The organism is Streptococcus sp. HMSC056C01, assembly GCF_001811305.1.
Taxonomy (GTDB): Bacteria; Bacillota; Bacilli; order Lactobacillales; family Streptococcaceae; genus Streptococcus.
Map to the genome: position 1 here is coordinate 39,333 of NZ_KV804192.1, position 17,657 is coordinate 56,989.

The 17,657-nt window shown below is 41.6% G+C and carries 18 protein-coding genes and 1 pseudogene; 17 read left to right on the forward strand and 2 right to left on the reverse strand.

Translation table 11 applies throughout. The features are described 5' to 3' along the window. Window positions 1-157: 157 nt before the first annotated feature. Both typA and HMPREF2795_RS02780 read left to right on the forward strand, forming a co-directional pair. Window positions 158-1,999: a translational GTPase TypA gene (typA, locus tag HMPREF2795_RS02775; RefSeq protein ID WP_075228173.1), complete on the forward strand. Its 1,842-nt coding sequence runs from the start codon at window positions 158-160 to the stop codon at window positions 1,997-1,999. Window positions 2,000-2,018: 19 nt separating this feature from the next. After that, window positions 2,019-2,267: a DUF3165 family protein gene (locus tag HMPREF2795_RS02780; RefSeq protein ID WP_000262656.1), complete on the forward strand. Its 249-nt coding sequence runs from the start codon at window positions 2,019-2,021 to the stop codon at window positions 2,265-2,267. Between the two features lie 69 nt (window positions 2,268-2,336). Here the strand turns inward: HMPREF2795_RS02780 and HMPREF2795_RS02785 are convergent, their stop codons facing one another. Together HMPREF2795_RS02785 and sstT are read right to left on the reverse strand one after the other, a co-directional pair. Next, a complete protein-coding gene (locus tag HMPREF2795_RS02785; RefSeq protein ID WP_075228174.1) occupies window positions 2,337-3,308 on the reverse strand; it encodes an aromatic acid exporter family protein in 972 nt (323 codons plus the stop codon). A 64-nt stretch (window positions 3,309-3,372) separates the two neighbouring features. After that, window positions 3,373-4,578, reverse strand: a complete 1,206-nt coding sequence (gene sstT, locus HMPREF2795_RS02790; protein ID WP_075228175.1) for a serine/threonine transporter SstT — start codon at window positions 4,576-4,578, stop codon at window positions 3,373-3,375. 151 nt (window positions 4,579-4,729) lie between these two features. Here sstT and HMPREF2795_RS02795 point away from each other — a divergent pair, with 151 nt between their 5' ends. From HMPREF2795_RS02795 to HMPREF2795_RS02865, 15 genes and pseudogenes are all read left to right on the forward strand, one after another. Beyond that, complete coding sequence (locus tag HMPREF2795_RS02795; protein ID WP_001154834.1) at window positions 4,730-5,296, forward strand: mechanosensitive ion channel family protein; 567 nt, start codon at window positions 4,730-4,732, stop codon at window positions 5,294-5,296. 51 nt (window positions 5,297-5,347) lie between these two features. Next, window positions 5,348-6,253: a magnesium transporter CorA family protein gene (locus tag HMPREF2795_RS02800; protein ID WP_075228176.1), complete on the forward strand. Its 906-nt coding sequence runs from the start codon at window positions 5,348-5,350 to the stop codon at window positions 6,251-6,253. 16 nt (window positions 6,254-6,269) lie between these two features. Beyond that, window positions 6,270-6,797 carry a YqeG family HAD IIIA-type phosphatase gene (locus tag HMPREF2795_RS02805; protein WP_049529952.1) on the forward strand — a complete coding sequence of 176 codons (528 nt, stop codon included), beginning with the start codon at window positions 6,270-6,272 and terminating at the stop codon, window positions 6,795-6,797. 2 nt (window positions 6,798-6,799) lie between these two features. Further along, window positions 6,800-7,906 (forward strand): ribosome biogenesis GTPase YqeH, encoded by a 1,107-nt coding sequence (gene yqeH, locus HMPREF2795_RS02810; protein WP_075228177.1) that lies wholly within the window; start codon window positions 6,800-6,802, stop codon window positions 7,904-7,906. 211 nt (window positions 7,907-8,117) lie between these two features. Then, window positions 8,118-8,429, forward strand: coding sequence for a ribosome assembly RNA-binding protein YhbY (gene yhbY / locus HMPREF2795_RS02815; RefSeq protein ID WP_000060171.1), 312 nt, complete (start codon window positions 8,118-8,120; stop codon window positions 8,427-8,429). Between the two features lie 51 nt (window positions 8,430-8,480). Then, on the forward strand, window positions 8,481-9,110 hold the full coding sequence (locus HMPREF2795_RS02820) for a nicotinate-nucleotide adenylyltransferase (RefSeq protein WP_075228178.1): 630 nt from the start codon (window positions 8,481-8,483) through the stop codon (window positions 9,108-9,110). After that, window positions 9,110-9,703, forward strand: a complete 594-nt coding sequence (gene yqeK / locus HMPREF2795_RS02825) for a bis(5'-nucleosyl)-tetraphosphatase (symmetrical) YqeK (protein ID WP_075228179.1) — start codon at window positions 9,110-9,112, stop codon at window positions 9,701-9,703. Before HMPREF2795_RS02820 ends, yqeK begins: the two co-directional genes overlap by 1 nt. Next, a complete protein-coding gene (locus tag HMPREF2795_RS02830; protein WP_000844693.1) occupies window positions 9,704-10,204 on the forward strand; it encodes a cysteine hydrolase family protein in 501 nt (166 codons plus the stop codon). It begins immediately after the preceding gene. Between the two features lie 12 nt (window positions 10,205-10,216). Beyond that, entirely contained in the window at window positions 10,217-10,567 is a 351-nt protein-coding gene (gene rsfS / locus HMPREF2795_RS02835) for a ribosome silencing factor (RefSeq protein ID WP_001003028.1), read from the forward strand. Window positions 10,568-10,784: 217 nt separating this feature from the next. Then, a complete protein-coding gene (locus HMPREF2795_RS02840; RefSeq protein ID WP_315940713.1) occupies window positions 10,785-11,525 on the forward strand; it encodes a class I SAM-dependent DNA methyltransferase in 741 nt (246 codons plus the stop codon). A gap of 9 nt (window positions 11,526-11,534) precedes the next feature. After that, window positions 11,535-12,632: a nucleotidyltransferase gene (locus HMPREF2795_RS02845; protein WP_000156369.1), complete on the forward strand. Its 1,098-nt coding sequence runs from the start codon at window positions 11,535-11,537 to the stop codon at window positions 12,630-12,632. Window positions 12,633-12,849: 217 nt separating this feature from the next. Continuing rightward, window positions 12,850-14,390 (forward strand): annotated as a pseudogene (gene rny / locus HMPREF2795_RS02850) (ribonuclease Y). A 136-nt stretch (window positions 14,391-14,526) separates the two neighbouring features. Beyond that, window positions 14,527-15,153, forward strand: a complete 627-nt coding sequence (gmk, locus tag HMPREF2795_RS02855; protein ID WP_000775049.1) for a guanylate kinase — start codon at window positions 14,527-14,529, stop codon at window positions 15,151-15,153. A gap of 24 nt (window positions 15,154-15,177) precedes the next feature. After that, window positions 15,178-15,492, forward strand: a complete 315-nt coding sequence (rpoZ, locus tag HMPREF2795_RS02860) for a DNA-directed RNA polymerase subunit omega (protein WP_007554975.1) — start codon at window positions 15,178-15,180, stop codon at window positions 15,490-15,492. An 84-nt stretch (window positions 15,493-15,576) separates the two neighbouring features. After that, window positions 15,577-17,657 (forward strand): primosomal protein N' (locus HMPREF2795_RS02865; RefSeq protein WP_261675640.1); only part of this gene is annotated, 2,081 nt, incomplete at its 3' end.

The following is a 17,657-nucleotide window of genomic DNA, read 5'->3' on the forward strand; positions in this document are numbered from 1 at the left end:
GCCTATCTTATCACAAGTCGGGATTTTTGAAAAGAAAAGAGAAGGAATGAATTTTCTTTTGAAAACATTTACACTTACTTGAATTAAGTCATTTGCTTAAAATTGTGGTATAATCGTTCAGTTAGAAAATAAATTTTTGAATACAATAGAGGAAATCATGACAAAATTAAGAGAAGATATCCGTAATATCGCGATTATCGCCCACGTCGACCACGGTAAAACGACCCTCGTTGACGAATTGTTGAAACAATCTGAAACTCTTGACGCGCGTACAGAGTTAGCTGAGCGTGCAATGGACTCAAACGATATTGAGAAAGAGCGTGGAATCACTATCCTTGCGAAAAATACAGCAGTTGCCTACAACGGAACTCGTATCAACATCATGGACACACCAGGACACGCGGACTTCGGTGGAGAAGTTGAACGTATCATGAAAATGGTTGACGGTGTTGTTTTGGTCGTAGATGCTTACGAAGGAACTATGCCACAGACTCGTTTCGTATTGAAAAAAGCCTTGGAACAAGACCTTGTGCCTATCGTTGTGGTTAACAAAATTGATAAGCCATCAGCTCGTCCAGCAGAAGTAGTAGATGAAGTCTTGGAACTTTTCATCGAGCTTGGTGCGGATGATGACCAGCTTGACTTCCCAGTCGTTTATGCGTCAGCGATCAACGGAACATCTTCATTGTCAGATGATCCAGCAGATCAAGAAAAGACTATGGCGCCAATATTTGATACGATTATCGATCACATTCCAGCTCCGGTTGATAACTCTGATGAGCCTCTTCAATTCCAAGTGTCACTTCTTGACTACAATGACTTCGTAGGACGTATCGGTATCGGACGTGTCTTCCGTGGTAGTGTAAAGGTTGGGGACCAAGTTACCCTTTCTAAACTTGATGGTACAACTAAGAACTTCCGTGTCACAAAACTCTTTGGTTTCTTTGGTTTGGAACGCCGTGAAATTCAAGAAGCCAAAGCTGGTGACTTGATTGCCGTATCAGGTATGGAAGATATCTTTGTCGGTGAAACCATCACTCCGACAGACGCAGTTGAAGCTCTTCCAGTTCTTCACATCGATGAACCAACTCTTCAAATGACCTTCTTGGTCAACAACTCACCATTTGCTGGTAAGGAAGGTAAATGGGTCACTTCTCGTAAGGTAGAAGAGCGCCTTCAAGCAGAATTGCAAACAGACGTTTCTCTTCGTGTTGAGCCAACTGATTCACCAGATAAATGGACTGTATCAGGACGTGGGGAATTGCACTTGTCAATCCTTATCGAAACAATGCGTCGTGAGGGTTATGAGCTTCAAGTATCTCGTCCAGAAGTTATCGTAAAAGAAATCGATGGTGTTAAATGTGAGCCGTTTGAACGCGTGCAAATTGACACACCAGAAGAATACCAAGGATCTGTTATCCAAAGTCTTTCTGAACGTAAAGGTGAAATGTTGGATATGATTTCAACTGGTAATGGTCAAACTCGTTTGGTCTTCCTAGTTCCTGCGCGTGGTTTGATTGGATACTCAACTGAGTTCTTGTCAATGACTCGTGGTTACGGTATCATGAACCATACCTTCGACCAATACTTGCCATTGATTCCAGGTGAAATCGGTGGACGTCACCGTGGTGCCCTTGTTTCTATCGATACTGGTAAGGCAACAACATACTCTATCATGTCTATCGAAGAACGTGGAACAATCTTTGTTAACCCAGGTACTGAGGTTTACGAAGGCATGATTATCGGTGAAAACTCTCGTGAAAATGACTTGACTGTTAATATTACGAAAGCGAAACAAATGACCAACGTTCGTTCAGCAACTAAGGACCAAACAGCGGTTATCAAGACTCCTCGTATCTTGACTCTTGAAGAATCACTTGAGTTCTTGAACGACGATGAATACATGGAAGTAACGCCTGAATCTATTCGTTTGCGTAAACAAATCCTTAACAAGGCAGAGCGTGAGAAAGCAAACAAAAAGAAAAAATCAGCTGAATAAGAGCTAGAAAGAGCAGAAAATGGTCTATTTAATCATAGGGATTTTATTACTCTTACTCTATATATTTGCGACACCTCAAAGTATCAAGGGAACGGTTAATATTGTAATTCTTGTTTTTGGTCTCGTTTCCCTCGTGATTTTGCTTATGTTGTCCATCCTGCAAATCTTTCAGCTACCAACAGAATTCTTTATCACAGTAGCCATGCTGGTCCTCACGTACTTTAGTTTACGAGATATCAGTCTCATGTCGATTCGAAAAAAACACTAATTATCAATTCGAATCCTAAAATAACAAAAACTTCTATTAGCAACTATTTGGCTAATAGAAGTTTTTTGATTATGATAGATTGCTTTTCTCTTCAGAATAGCGTTGATAGAAGTCAACTTTCAGTTGAATAAAGTTTTCCAATTCGCGCAGGAGTTGAAGTAAGGTTGCGCGTGTTTCAAATTCTTCCCTTGTTTTAGGGAGGTTACGATTGCGAAATACCTGCAGGTAGCTTTCAATATCATTTAATAAATCGTTGGCAGGATTGGTCTGACTGAGTTGATCCGCAATTTTAGCGAATAGCTGGGCAAGGATTAGGCTTTCGCTTGCGGCTAGATTACAGGTATTGATTTGTTGAGCCATATTACGAAGAATGCGACTCTGTCTCTGTCTCATTTCGAAATAGTGGATATGATAGTCGGTCTGATGAAAGAGGTGGTCAGAGTGATCAAGATAGACCAGTTTGAGAGCTTCTTCAAGAAGCTGATCCAGTTCTTCAACGAGTTGGGCACGGTTACGACCATCGCCCTTTCCAAGATAATATTCAAAACGTTGTAGGATGTGTTTGAGTTTTTCTTCTACCTTGAGATGATAGAGATGGATTTCTTCTTGCCGAGAAGGCATGTAAAGATTGACAGTCAAGGCGAATCCTGTACCGATCAGAAATAGGAGGAGTTCATTCACTAGCAGATCAGGTGATGTAGACTTCTGAACCAAGAGATGACTGACCAGGACACTACTCGGGGTAATGCCAATCTCCCAGCCAAGTTTATAGGCCAGAGGGACATAGAGAGCCAAATAGAGACCAAAACTCCAGATGTGATAGCCAGTCAGGTGAAAGGAAAGGACGCCAATGAAAAGAGCAAGAAGGGTTGAAAATAAACGATTGCGAGCCAGCTTAATGGTGCTTCGACGGGTATCCGATAAGCTCAAAAGGGCGATGATCCCAGCAGAAACAGCTGAAGATAAATCCAGAAAGTAGGCTAGAACACAGGCTAAACAGGTTGCCAGAACGAGTTTAAAAGTACGTTGGGTGATAGACATGAGACATTTCCTAAAGTAATTGATAGAAACCAGACAAAACAAGCCCTAAATAGGCTTGCCTTGATTATTTATTGCGAGCAGAGGAAAATTCGGCTACTGCTGTAAAGAGGACATCTGTTGAAGAGTTGAGGGCTGTTTCGCAAGAGTCTTGGATAACACCGATGACGAAACCTACACCTACAACCTGCATAGCAATATCATTGGTAATCCCAAAGAGGCTGCAGGCAACCGGGATCAGTAGGAGTGAACCTCCAGCGATCCCTGAAGCACCGCAGGCAGAGATGGCTGCAACGATACTGAGTACAAAGGCTGTTGCAAAATCAACTGAGATTCCAAGGGTATTGACAGCAGCTAGGGTTAAGATGTTGATGGTAACAGCAGCTCCAGCCATATTGATAGTTGATCCAAGTGGGATAGAGACAGAATAGGTATCTGGATTAAGACCTAGATCCTCACAGAGTTTCATATTAACAGGGATATTAGCAGCGGAACTTCGGGTGAAAAAGGCTGTAACGCCACTGATACGCAAGCATTTCCACACCAAGGGATATGGATTTTTCTTGATAAAGAGAAAAGCAATCAGAGGATTGATCACTAGGGCAACGAAAACCATAGTGGCAATCAAAAGTCCGAGTAGGATTCCGTAATTTGCTAAACTAGCGATACCTTGGCCAGAGATGGTTTCGAAGACTAACCCGAGGATACCAAATGGCGCAAGGTTGATGATCCATTCGACGATTTTTGAAGTCACACTGGCCATTGTTTTGAGTAGTTCCTTGCTATTTTTGCTAGCTTCTCGCATGGCAACTCCAAAGACGATAGCCCAAGATAAAATTCCGATATAGTTAGCTTCGATGATGGCGTGGACAGGATTATCTACTATTTTTAGCAGAAGATTGCTGAGCACTTGTCCGATACCGTCTGGAGGAGTAACTTCTGTGCTAGCGCTACTCAAGACCATCTGAACAGGGAAGAGAAAACTAGCCAAAACTGCTACAAGAGCCGCAGCAAAAGTCCCCAGCAAATAGAGGAAAATGACTCTTTTCATATTGCTATCTTGGCCTTTTTGGTGTTGGGAAAGGGCGTTAGCGACTAAAGCAAAAACCAGGATAGGAGCGATAGCTTTTAGTCCTCCTACAAATAAATCTCCCAATAAACCAATGCCAGTTAGATTAGGAACGAGTAGACCTAGAATTGCTCCCAAGGCCATTCCGATTCCGATACGTTTGATCAAATTTGTTTTGTTCCAAGCACGAATGATTCTTTTCATAGAGGTCTCCTTTTTTGTGTATTGTTTATGATTATAGTATAAATATGCTTGAAAAGCAAGTGAGTTATAAGTTTCATTGGAATTAATGAATATTTATGAAAAGGATGGCTGGGAAGGATTTATGGTATAATGGATAGAAAAGGAGTTTTATATGCAAGAATTTTTTCAACGTTATTTGGATAAATTAGATCTAACAACTGTTTTAGAGAATCTCTTGACCAAGGTGATTTCTCTTTTACTTCTCATTCTTCTATTTTACATAGCTAAAAAGTTCCTCCATGTTGCTGTAGGAAAGATTGTTAAACCTTCACTTAAGTTTTCAAATCGTGATGCAGGTAGACAAAAGACCATTTCTCGTTTGCTTGAAAACATTTTTAACTACACACTTTATTTCTTTTTGATTTATTGTATTTTATCCATTCTAGGTTTACCTGTCTCTAGCTTGCTTGCAGGTGCAGGGATTGCTGGGGTAGCTATCGGTATGGGAGCACAAGGCTTTCTATCAGACGTCATCAACGGCTTCTTTATTCTCTTTGAACGTCAGTTGGATGTGGGAGATGAGGTTGTTTTGACCAATGGTCCTATTACTGTATCAGGTAAAGTTGTCAGTGTTGGAATTCGGACGACTCAACTGAGAAGTGACGACCAAGCCCTTCACTTTGTTCCTAACCGCAATATTACTGTGGTTAGCAATTTTTCAAGAAAAGAAGAGAACTGAAATTTTACTTGATTTATGGTACAATAGAAAGAGTTTGGTAAAGGAGAAACGATGTTTTTAGATAAGCAATTAGGAAATGGTTGTGTTTGGATCAACCTAGATGTAGAAAAAATTAAAAATCTTGAAGATTTATCTGAAATCTACGGATTAGATAAGGAAACCATCGAATATGCGCTGGATAAAAATGAACGTGCCCATATGGATTATAACCGTGAGAATGGGACTGTGACCTTTATCTACAATGTTCTGGATTTAGAAAAGGACAAGGATTACTATGAAGCGATTCCCATGACCTTTATCGTTGAAAACAAACGAATGATTACCATCAGCAACCATAAGAATGCTTATGTCATTGATCAGATGTTAGCTTATCTGGATAGCCATGAGTCGCTTTCTATTTACAAGTTTCTCTTTGCTGGTTTAGAGATTATCAGTAACGCTTATTATCCTGTCATTGAAGAGATGGATAAAAGTAAGGACGAAATTAGTGCCTTGCTACGTCAAACTACAACAAAGAAAAATCTCTTCGCCCTCTCTGACTTGGAGACAGGTATGGTTTACTTGACAGCAGCGGCAAAACAAAATCGACTCCTCTTGGAACATATCCAGGGCCATGCTCTTTATCGGAGATTTAATGATGTCGAACGAGAGCAGTTTGATGATGCCATGATTGAAGCCCATCAGTTGGTGTCTATGACAGACTTGATTTCTCAAGTCTTGCAACAACTCTCAGCTTCTTACAACAACATCCTAAACAATAACTTGAATGATAGTTTGTCAATTTTGACTATTATCTCCGTCTTACTAGCAGTACTTGCGGTTATTACAGGTTTCTTCGGAATGAATGTTCCTCTACCATTTACAGAAGAGCCTAATGCTTGGATTTATATCTTAATGGCTAGCTTGATTTTATGGGCAGCCTTATCTCAATGGCTGAAGAAAATTACTAGAAAATAAAAGAAAAGGAGCCAAAATGGTGATTGAAAACTACATGCCAGACTTTGCTGTAGAAGCAGTTTATGATCTGACAGTCCAAAGCCTGCAGGAGCAGGGGATCAAGGCTGTTTTGGTTGATTTGGATAATACCCTGATTGCTTGGAATAATCCAGATGGAACAGTAGAGATGAAGCAATGGTTGCATGACCTCCGAGATGCTGGGATTCGTATCATTGTGGTATCTAACAATACTCCCAAACGTGTCAAACGAGCAGTTGAAAAATTTGATATTGACTATGTTTACTGGGCACTGAAGCCCTTTACTTTAGGAATTAACCGTGCCATGAAACATTTCCACTATGAAAAAGACCAAGTGGTCATGGTAGGCGACCAGCTGATGACGGATATTCGAGCAGCCCACCGAGCAGGTATTCGTTCGATTTTGGTTAAACCCTTGGTCCAGCACGACTCTATTAAGACTCAGATTAACCGAGCGCGTGAGCGTCGTGTGATGAGAAAAATCGCTGAAAAGTACGGACCGATTACATATAAAAAAGGAATCTAATTATGGAAGAAATTCTCTGTATTGGTTGTGGAGCAATCATTCAGACGGAAGATAAGACTGGTTTAGGTTTTACACCTCAGTCAGCACTTGAAAAAGGTTTGGAAACTGGAGAAGTTTATTGCCAGCGTTGTTTCCGTCTTCGTCACTACAATGAAATCACTGATGTTCAGTTGACAGATGATGATTTCCTCAAACTCTTGCACGAGGTTGGAGATAGCGATGCCTTGGTGGTCAATGTGATTGATATCTTTGATTTCAATGGCTCTGTTATCCCAGGATTGCCACGCTTTGTGTCAGGTAATGATGTGCTCTTGGTTGGAAATAAAAAAGACATCCTTCCTAAGTCTGTTAAGCCTGGTAAAATTAGCCAATGGCTCATGGAACGTGCCCATGAGGAGGGTCTTCGTCCAGTCGATGTCGTCCTAACTTCTGCACAAAATAAGCATGCCATTAAGGAAGTCATTGACAAGATCGAGCACTACCGTAAGGGACGTGATGTTTACGTAGTTGGTGTGACCAACGTTGGGAAATCAACTCTTATCAATGCTATTATCCAGGAAATTACGGGTGACCAGAACGTCATCACAACTTCACGCTTCCCAGGGACAACTCTAGATAAGATTGAAATTCCGCTCGATGATGGTTCTTATATCTACGATACGCCTGGAATTATCCATCGTCACCAGATGGCTCACTACTTGACGGCCAAAAATCTCAAGTATATCAGCCCTAAAAAGGAAATCAAGCCAAAAACCTATCAGCTAAACCCTGAACAAACCCTATTTTTAGGTGGCTTGGGACGCTTTGATTTCATTGCAGGAGAAAAGCAAGGATTTACAGCTTTCTTTGACAATGAACTCAAACTTCACCGTACCAAGCTTGAAGGAGCGAGTGACTTTTACGATAAGCACCTTGGAACTCTCCTCACGCCACCAAATACCAAGGAAAAAGAAGACTTTCCAAAACTAGTCCAACATGTATTTACCATCAAGGATAAGACAGACCTAGTCATCTCAGGACTCGGCTGGATTCGCGTAACAGGCACCGCCAAAGTCGCTGTCTGGGCCCCAGAAGGCGTCGCAGTCGTCACACGAAAAGCAATTATTTAAAATAAAATCACTGAGCGAACAAAGTGAGCTCATAAAAAGATAGTTATTGCCGTGGTGTGATTGCCAATCCATAGATTGGCAAGGGGCACAATTGAGACCTAGGCTCAATTGTGAGGTCCGGAAATCCATTTTTCAAAGGTGAAATCATTGAAAAATTAGTTCCGACCGTCCCCCCCCACCTAAAATAACTATCAAAAAAGGAAGAAAGAATATGTCATTAACATCGAAACAACGTGCCTTCCTCAACAGCCAGGCACACACCCTCAAGCCCATCATTCAAATCGGGAAAAATGGACTCAACGACCAAATCAAAACCAGCGTTCGTCAGGCTCTTGACGCTCGTGAATTGATCAAGGTTACTCTCTTGCAAAACACAGATGAAAATATCCACGAAGTAGCTGAAATCTTGGAAGAAGAAATCGGTGTGGATACAGTCCAAAAAATCGGACGCATCTTGATTTTGTATAAACAATCAAGCAAGAAAGAAAATCGCAAGATTTCTAAAAAAGTTAAAGAAATCTAAGAACGATACTCCCAAAAGCTGTTTTTACAGAAGACTAAAGGAGATTAACCTATGGCAATTGAATTATTAACTCCCTTTATCAAAGTGGAGTTAGAGCCAGAAATCAAGGATAAAAAACGCAAACAAGTCGGTATCTTGGGTGGAAATTTTAATCCCGTTCATAATGCCCATCTGATTGTTGCAGATCAAGTGCGCCAACAGTTGGGATTGGACCAGGTTCTGCTCATGCCTGAATACCAACCACCTCACGTAGATAAAAAGGAAACCATTCCTGAACCCCACCGTCTCAAAATGCTTGAATTGGCTATCGAAGGAATCGAAGGTTTAGCTATTGAGACAATCGAGCTAGAACGCAAGGGAGTTTCCTACACCTACGACACCATGAAGCTTTTAACAGAGAAGAATCCAGATACAGATTATTATTTCATTATCGGTGCCGATATGGTAGACTATCTGCCTAAGTGGTATCGAATTGACGAATTGGTCGATTTGGTTCAGTTTGTGGGGGTTCAGCGTCCACGTTACAAGGCAGGGACTTCTTATCCAGTTATCTGGGTGGATGTGCCTCTCATGGATATTTCATCCAGCATGGTGCGTGATTTCATCGCCCAAGGACGCACACCTAACTTTCTCCTACCTAAGCCTGTACTAGACTATATTGATAAAGAAGGGCTTTACTGATGGCATACCAAGACTATATCAACTGTTCGCGTGAAGAATTGTTGGAAAAAATGGCAGAGATTCTACCCGAGAAACGCCTAACCCATTGTCTGGGTGTGGAGCGTGCAGCTATTGAATTAGCTCAACGTTTCGGTATAGATGTTGAGAAGGCTGGTTTAGCTGGTCTCCTTCATGACTATGCTAAAAAACTGTCAGATCAGAAATTTATAGACTTGATTAACCGTTATCAGCTAGACCCTGACCTTAAAAACTGGGGCAATAATGTCTGGCATGGGATGGTAGGAATTTACAAGATTCAGGAAGATTTAGATTTGAAAGATCCTGAAATTTTTCGTGCAATAGAAATTCATACAGTTGGAGCTGGTCAGATGACGGACCTTGATAAGGTTATCTACGTCGCAGACTACATCGAGCACAATCGTGCCTTTCCAGGAGTAGATGAGGCGCGTGAAATTGCTGAACTATCGCTCAATAAGGCGGTGGCCTACGAAACAGCTCGTACTGTGGAGCATTTAGCTCACCTGGGATTTCCCATCTATCCCCAAACCCTTGAAACCTATAACGCCTATGTGCACTATTTGAAAGAGGACTAAATGAAGACGGCTTTTATAATCATTGATGTTCAGAATATTTTAGTGGAAACTGGGTTTCAGACAAAAAGTCTATTGGAAAAAATTTCTTATTTACAAAACCAGGCTAGAAGCAAGAATATCGAAATTATCTATGTTCAACATATTGAGAACTCTGCAGCTCAAACATCAGAAGATTGGCAGTTATCTGAGCTTTTAAGTCGAAAACCTAATGAAAAGGTCTTTCAGAAGAAGTATAACAGCATTTTCAAAGAAACTGGTTTAAAAGAATACTTGGATAAACAGGGAATTGAAAAATTAGTTTTATGTGGTATGCAGACAGAATATTGTGTGGATACCTCTGTCAAGGTTGCCTTTGAATATGGCTATCAGCTTATTATTCCAGAAGGAACTTGTACAACGTTTGATGGCGATGACATTCCAGCAGAAACGATAAATGAATTTTATGAGGGCATTTGGGAGGAGCGCTTTGCAGATGTCCTAGATTACAAACATATTTTCTAGAAAGAGGACTAAATGAACGAAAAAGAATTACTAGAACTAGTCGTGAAAGCGGCTGATGAGAAACGTGCCGAGGATATCCTCGCACTTGACGTACAAGAATTGACCAGTGTGACAGACTACTTTGTTATCACTAGCTCAATGAATAGCCGTCAGTTGGATGCTATCGCTGACAATATTCGTGAAAAAGTAGCGGAAGCAGGCTTTAAAGGCAGCCATGTCGAAGGTGATGCAGCTGGAGGTTGGGTCTTGCTAGACCTCGGCAGTGTCGTTGTGCATATCTTTTCAGAAGAAATGCGTGTCCACTATAATCTAGAAAAACTTTGGCATGAGGCTAATTCTGTAGATCTCTCAGAAACTTTATAGTCTTTTCCTTTATCTTTTATTACGGCGTTAACTCATTTTGCCTAACTCTAGTTATGCCTGCAATTCGTTGCCTAGTACTAAAAGCAAACGAAAAGACTATAGCGTTACAATTGAACTCAGTTGCAGTCAACTGGGTTTTATTTGCTTATTTTAGAAAAATTGATTGAAAGGTAAAGGGCGAGTGGTGTTTGCCATGGACGCTCTTGGTATCATGATTATGGCGACTTATGAAATTTTTGCGGCTGTTTACGATGCAGTTATGGATGATAGTTTATACGACAAATGGACGGACTTTTCGCTACGCCATTTGCCTAAAACCAAGGACAGAAAGAAACTCTTGGAATTGGCTTGTGGGACAGGCATCCAGTCCGTTCGCTTTTCGCAAGCTGGTTTTGATGTGACTGGACTTGATTTGAGTGCGGATATGTTGAAGATTGCTGAAAAGAGAGCGGCTTCAGCCAAGCAAAAGATTGATTTTATTGAAGGCAATATGCTGGATTTATCTAAGGCTGGTAAATACGATTTTGTCACTTGTTATTCGGACTCTATCTGCTACATGCAAGATGAAGTGGAGGTTGGAGACGTCTTTAAGGAAGTGTACAATGCCCTCAATGAAGATGGCGTCTTTATCTTTGATGTGCATTCGACTTACCAGACAGATGAGGTCTTCCCAGGTTATTCTTATCATGAAAATGCGGAAGACTTCGCTATGCTTTGGGATACCTATGAGGACGAAGCTCCTCACTCAATCGTGCATGAACTGACCTTCTTTGTCAAGGAAGCAGACTGTTCCTTTAGTCGTCATGATGAAGTCCATGAAGAGCGTACTTATGAAGTCTTAACCTATGATATTCTGCTGGAGCAGGCTGGCTTTAAATCCTTTAAACTCTTTGCGGACTTTGAGGATAAGGATCCAACAGAAACCAGTACCCGTTGGTTTTTTGTGGCGCAGAAGTAGGAGATTACCATGACTATCACAGGTATTATCGCGGAGTTCAATCCCTTTCATAATGGACACAAATACCTGCTGGAACAGGCGGAGGGATTGAAAATTGTGGCCATGTCTGGGAATTTCATGCAGCGGGGCGAGCCGGCTATTGTTGATAAGTGGACACGGGCTCAGATGGCGCTGGAACATGGCGCGGATTTGGTAGTGGAATTGCCCTTTTTAGTCAGTGTCCAAGCGGCGGATTTTTTTGGCCAAGGTGCAGTGGCTATCTTGGCTCGTTTGGGAATTGATACCTTAGCCTTTGGGACAGAGGAAGTTCTGGATTATCAGAAAATTGCTGACCTATACTCAGAACGTGGTCAAGAGATGGAGAAATTTGTGGATAATTTACCTGATTCTCTTTCTTATCCCCAGAAAACCCAAGCTATGTGGAAGGAATTTGCAGGTCTTAATTTTTCTGGTGATACGCCCAATCATGTCCTTGCTCTAGCATATGCTAAGGCGGTAGTGGGGCGAAAGATCAAGCTTCATCCAATTCAACGTCAGGGAGCGGGTTACCATTCTGTGGACAAGGATGTGGACTTTGCCTCGGCGACAGCTCTTCGTCAGCACCAAAATGACCAAGATTTCATAGAACGCTTTATGCCTTCTGTTGCCCTTTTTGAAAATGCTAGCAAGGTAAACTGGGAAGATTATTATCCTTTGCTTCGCTATCAAATCTTGTCAAATCCGGACCTAACTAGCATTTATCAGGTCAATCAAGAAATGGCGGTGCGCATCAAGGATGCTATAAAGACAGTTCAGTCTATTGAAGAATTAGTCGACGCAGTTGCTACCAAACGCTACACCAAGGCGCGTGTGCGACGCCTCTTGACCTATATCTTGGTACAAGCCAGAGAAAGTGACCTTCCAGAAGGTATTCATGTCCTTGGTTTTACCGAAAAAGGCAGACAACACCTCAAGTCTCTGAAAGACCAGGTCCATCTAGTTAGTCGAATCGGCAAAGAGCCCTGGGATGCTATGACTCAAAAGGCAGACCAAATTTATCAACTGGGACACCCAAGTATCGCAGAACAAAATTTTGGTCGAGTGCCAATTAAAATCGAATCAAACTGAGTCTACTGAAAGGTAGGCTTTTTAACTTATTTTTTTCTAAAAAAATCTTTAAAAATTTACTTAGGGAGAATAGCCTATTTTATTAGGGAAAATAAGGATTTTTAGACTTGAAATGTCCAAAACAACCTCAATTTAAGGTTTGTTAAAAATGATTTTTTATGGTAGAATGTATAAGAATGCATATCATTCGGATAAACAAATAAATTGAGGTAAAAACATGGAAATTATGGCGATTGTTATAGTTGTTTTTGCCGTCATCATTGGTTTAGTCATTGGATATGTCAGCATCTCAGTCAAGATGAAATCATCACAAGAGGCTGCAGAGCTGATGCTTTTAAATGCTGAACAAGAAGCAACTAATTTACGAGGACAAGCTGAGCGCGAAGCGGATTTATTACTCAATGAAGCTAAGAGCGAAAGCAAGTCTCTTAAAAAAGAAGCACTATTGGAGGCCAAAGAAGAAGCCAGAAAATACCGTGAAGAAGTGGACGCTGAATTTAAATCAGAACGTAGAACAAAGAAAAAACACTTGAACAAAAAGAACAAAGTATTTCTGATAGAGCAAAAAACCTTGATGTACGTGAAGAGCAACTAGAAGAAATTGAGAAACAAAAGCAAGCTGAACTAGAGCGTATTGGAACTCTGACTCAGTCGGAAGCAAAAGACATTATCTTGGCCCAGACAGAGGAAAACTTGACTAAGGAAATTGCTAGTCGCATTCGTGAGGCTGAGCAAGAAGTTAAGGAACGTTCCGACAAATTGGCTAAGGACATCTTGTCTCAAGCCATGCAGAGAATTGCTGGTGAGTATGTGGCTGAGTCTACCAACTCTACGGTTCATCTGCCTGATGATACTATGAAAGGTCGTATCATTGGTCGTGAAGGACGTAATATTCGTACCTTTGAAAGTTTGACAGGGGTTGATGTTATCATTGACGACACTCCAGAAGTGGTAACCTTGTCAGGTTTTGACCCTATCCGTCGCGAGATTGCCCGTATGACGATGGAAACCTTGCTTAAGGATGGACGTATCCACCCAGCTCGTATCGAAGAGTTGGTTGAGAAAAATCGTCAAGAGATTGATAACAAGATTCGTGAATATGGTGAAGCCGCAGCCTATGAAATTGGTGCACCGAACCTTCACCCAGACTTGATGAAGATCATGGGTCGCTTGCAGTTCCGTACTTCATACGGACAAAATGTCTTGCGTCATTCGATTGAAGTTGCTAAGTTGGCTGGTATTATGGCCAGCGAACTTGGTGAAAATGCTACCCTTGCTCGTCGTGCGGGATTCCTTCACGATATTGGTAAAGCCATTGACCGTGAAGTAGAAGGTAGCCACGTTGAGATTGGTACCGAGTTAGCTCGCAAGTACAAAGAGCATCCAGTTGTAATCAACACCATTGCAAGTCACCACGGAGATGTAGAACCTGAAAGTGTGATCGCAGTTATCGTTGCTGCAGCGGATGCCTTAAGCGCAGCCCGTCCAGGAGCTCGTAGTGAGTCACTCGAAAGCTACATTAAACGTCTCCATGACCTTGAAGAAATTGCGAATAGCTTTGAAGGAGTTCAAAATAGCTTTGCCCTTCAAGCTGGTCGCGAAATCCGCATTATGGTAAATCCAGGTCAAATCAAGGATGACAAGGTCACAATCTTATCTCATAAAGTTCGTGAGAAAATCGAAAACAATCTCGATTACCCAGGAAATATCAAGGTAACCGTGATTCGTGAACTTCGTGCAGTTGATTATGCAAAATAAATAAGAAAGAGCAGTTGAAAAATTACTGCTTTTTTGTTACACTAGATAGAAAGATTGTAGCGAGCAGAAATGGCTTTAGATATATAATCTTACAGAAATTTTCAAGTCATTTCACAAACTATCCAAAGGAGATATAATGGCAGACCGAGGCTTACTAATCGTTTTTTCAGGTCCTTCAGGAGTTGGAAAAGGAACGGTTAGACGAGAAATTTTTGAGAGTTCTGAAAATCAATTTCAATATTCTGTATCTATGACAACGCGGGCACAACGTCCAGGTGAAGTAGATGGTGTTGATTATTTCTTCCGTACACGGGAAGAATTTGAAGAATTGATCCGTCAAGGGCAAATGTTAGAGTATGCAGAGTATGTGGGTAACTACTATGGAACTCCTCTGACTTATGTAAATGAAACGCTTGATAAGGGAATCGATGTCTTTCTTGAAATTGAAGTGCAGGGAGCTCTTCAGGTCAAGAAAAAAGTTCCAGATGCTGTCTTTATCTTTTTGACACCACCAGATTTGGAAGAATTGCAAGACCGTCTCGTAGGCCGTGGTACAGATAGTGCAGAAGTGATTGCTCAGCGTATCGAAAAAGCCAAGGAAGAAATTGCTTTGATGCGTGAGTATGACTATGCCATTGTCAATGACCATGTTCCTCTTGCCGCAGAACGTGTAAAACGTGTGATTGAAGCAGAACATTTCCGTGTGGACCGTGTGATTGGTCACTATCAGGATATGCTACCAAAGTCTCCGACTATTCGATAAAATTTAGAAAACAGGTACAAACAAATGATGCTTAAACCCTCTATCGATACCTTGCTTGATAAGGTACCATCAAAATATTCACTCGTAATCTTGGAAGCAAAACGTGCTCACGAATTAGAAGCTGGAGCACCTCCAACTCAAGAATTTAAATCTGTAAAATCTACACTTCGTGCCTTGGAAGAGATTGAATCTGGGAATGTAACCATCCACCCAGATCCAGAAGGAAAACGCGAAGCTGTTCGCCGTCGTATCGAAGAAGAAAGACGATTGAAAGAAGAAGAAGAAAAGAAAATCAAAGAGCAAATCGCGAAAGAAAAAGAAGAAGGTGAAAAAATTTAAGGTTGGGGGGACTCAATCTTATTTTTTCTATTGCAAGAATACTCACTCAATTGAAAAGATTTAAGAAGAGAAGGAGGTGAGGATATGGCTATTGCAAAAATCATTGTAGATGTTCCCTTGATGCAGACAGACCAGCCCTATAGCTACAAGATTCCAGAGGAATTTGAGGGGATGCTGGAAGTTGGCATGCGAGTTCATGTACCTTTTGGGAAGGCCAATCGCTTGATTCAGGGTATTGTTCTTGGAATGGAGTCTCAATCTGATGCAGATGTGGCAGACGAAGATTTGAAAGAGATTGCCGAGGTACTTGACTTTTCTCCAGTTTTAACAGAGGAACAACTCTGGCTAGCAGAGGAGTTACGTAAATCAGTCTTCTCCTACAAAATTTCCATTCTAAAAGCTATGCTCCCTGGATTTTTGAACTCTAGCTATGATAAGATCCTCTATCCTCTGGAAGGCTTAAGTCAAGAAGATAGAGAACGCTTATTCGGTTCACAGGAGTCTCTAGCATTTTCATCTCTAGACTTAGAAAAGCAGGCTGAGATGATGCGATTGACTCGAAAAGGGCTTTTAAAACTAGAGTACCAGGCTGTGGATCAGAAGAAGGTTAAGACGCAGTCTTGGGTTGAAGTTCATCTTGAACAGTTAGAAAAGCTAGAAATTTCAAATCGTGCCAAGAAGAAATTGGAACTGCGAGAATATTTATTAGCACATCCTGAAACAGTTCCTTTGGCTGATTTGTTAGAACATTACTCACGCGAACAAGTCAATTTCTTCGTGGATCACGGTGCTATCACCATCGTGCAAAAAGAAGTCCAACGTTCAGCGGCTTATTTTGAAGACATTGAGGCTAGCCAATCCTTAGAGTTAAATCCAGAACAAAAAGAAGCCTGTGAGGCGGTTGTTGGAGCGATTGGGAAGAAACACCCTCCCTTTCTTTTACAAGGAATCACTGGAAGTGGGAAAACGGAGGTTTACTTGCAGATTATCCAAGGGGCTTTGGATTTGGGAAAAACAGCGATTGTTCTAGTCCCGGAAATCTCTCTGACACCTCAAATGACCGAGCGATTTATTGCTCGTTTTGGTGAGAAAGTTGCCATTCTCCACTCTGGCTTGTCCAATGGTGAGAAGTATGATGAATGGCGCAAGGTGGAGCGAGGAGAAGCCCAGGTAGTTGTTGGTGCTAGGTCTGCCATTTTTGCACCTTTGAAAAATCTAGGGGTAATCATTATCGATGAGGAGCACGAGGCCAGCTACAAGCAAGACAGCAATCCACGTTACCATGCTAGAGATGTGGCTCTTTTACGAGCGCAGTACAATCAAGCAGCATTAGTCCTTGGTTCTGCAACACCGAGTCTAGAAAGTCGTGCGCGTGCTGGTAAGGGTGTTTATCAACATCTACGCCTAACTCAACGTGCCAATCCTTTAGCAAGTATCCCTGAAGTTCAACTCATTGACTTTCGTGATTATATCGGGCAAAATGAAACATCAAACTTTACACCACCACTGATTGAGGCCATTCAAGATCGACTGGATAAAAAAGAGCAGGTTGTTCTCATGCTCAATCGCCGTGGCTATTCTAGCTTTGTCATGTGTCGGGAATGTGGGACCGTGGACACCTGTCCAAACTGTGATATTTCTCTGACGCTCCACATGGACACTAAGACTATGAACTGTCATTATTGTGGTTTTTCGAAGGAAATTCCTCATGTCTGCCCAAACTGTCAGAGTCGCAGTATTCGTTACTATGGAACAGGAACTCAAAAGGCCTACGATGAGCTGGTTGAACTCTTTCCAGAGGCTCGCATTCTGCGAATGGATGTAGATACAACTCGTAAAAAAGGCAGTCACCAAGCTCTACTTGAACAATTTGGCAATGGTGAAGCGGACATATTGCTAGGAACCCAGATGATTGCCAAGGGCTTGGATTTTCCAAATGTGACCTTGGTTGGTGTTCTCAATGCGGATACAGCCTTGAATCTGCCTGATTTCCGTTCTTCTGAGAGAACCTTCCAACTCTTGACCCAGGTAGCTGGACGAGCAGGTCGAGCTGAGAAAGCAGGACAGGTCTTGATTCAGTCCTATAATCCTCAGCATTATGCCATTCGTTTTGCCAAGGATCAGGACTACGAAGGTTTCTATGCCTATGAGATGGGTATCAGACG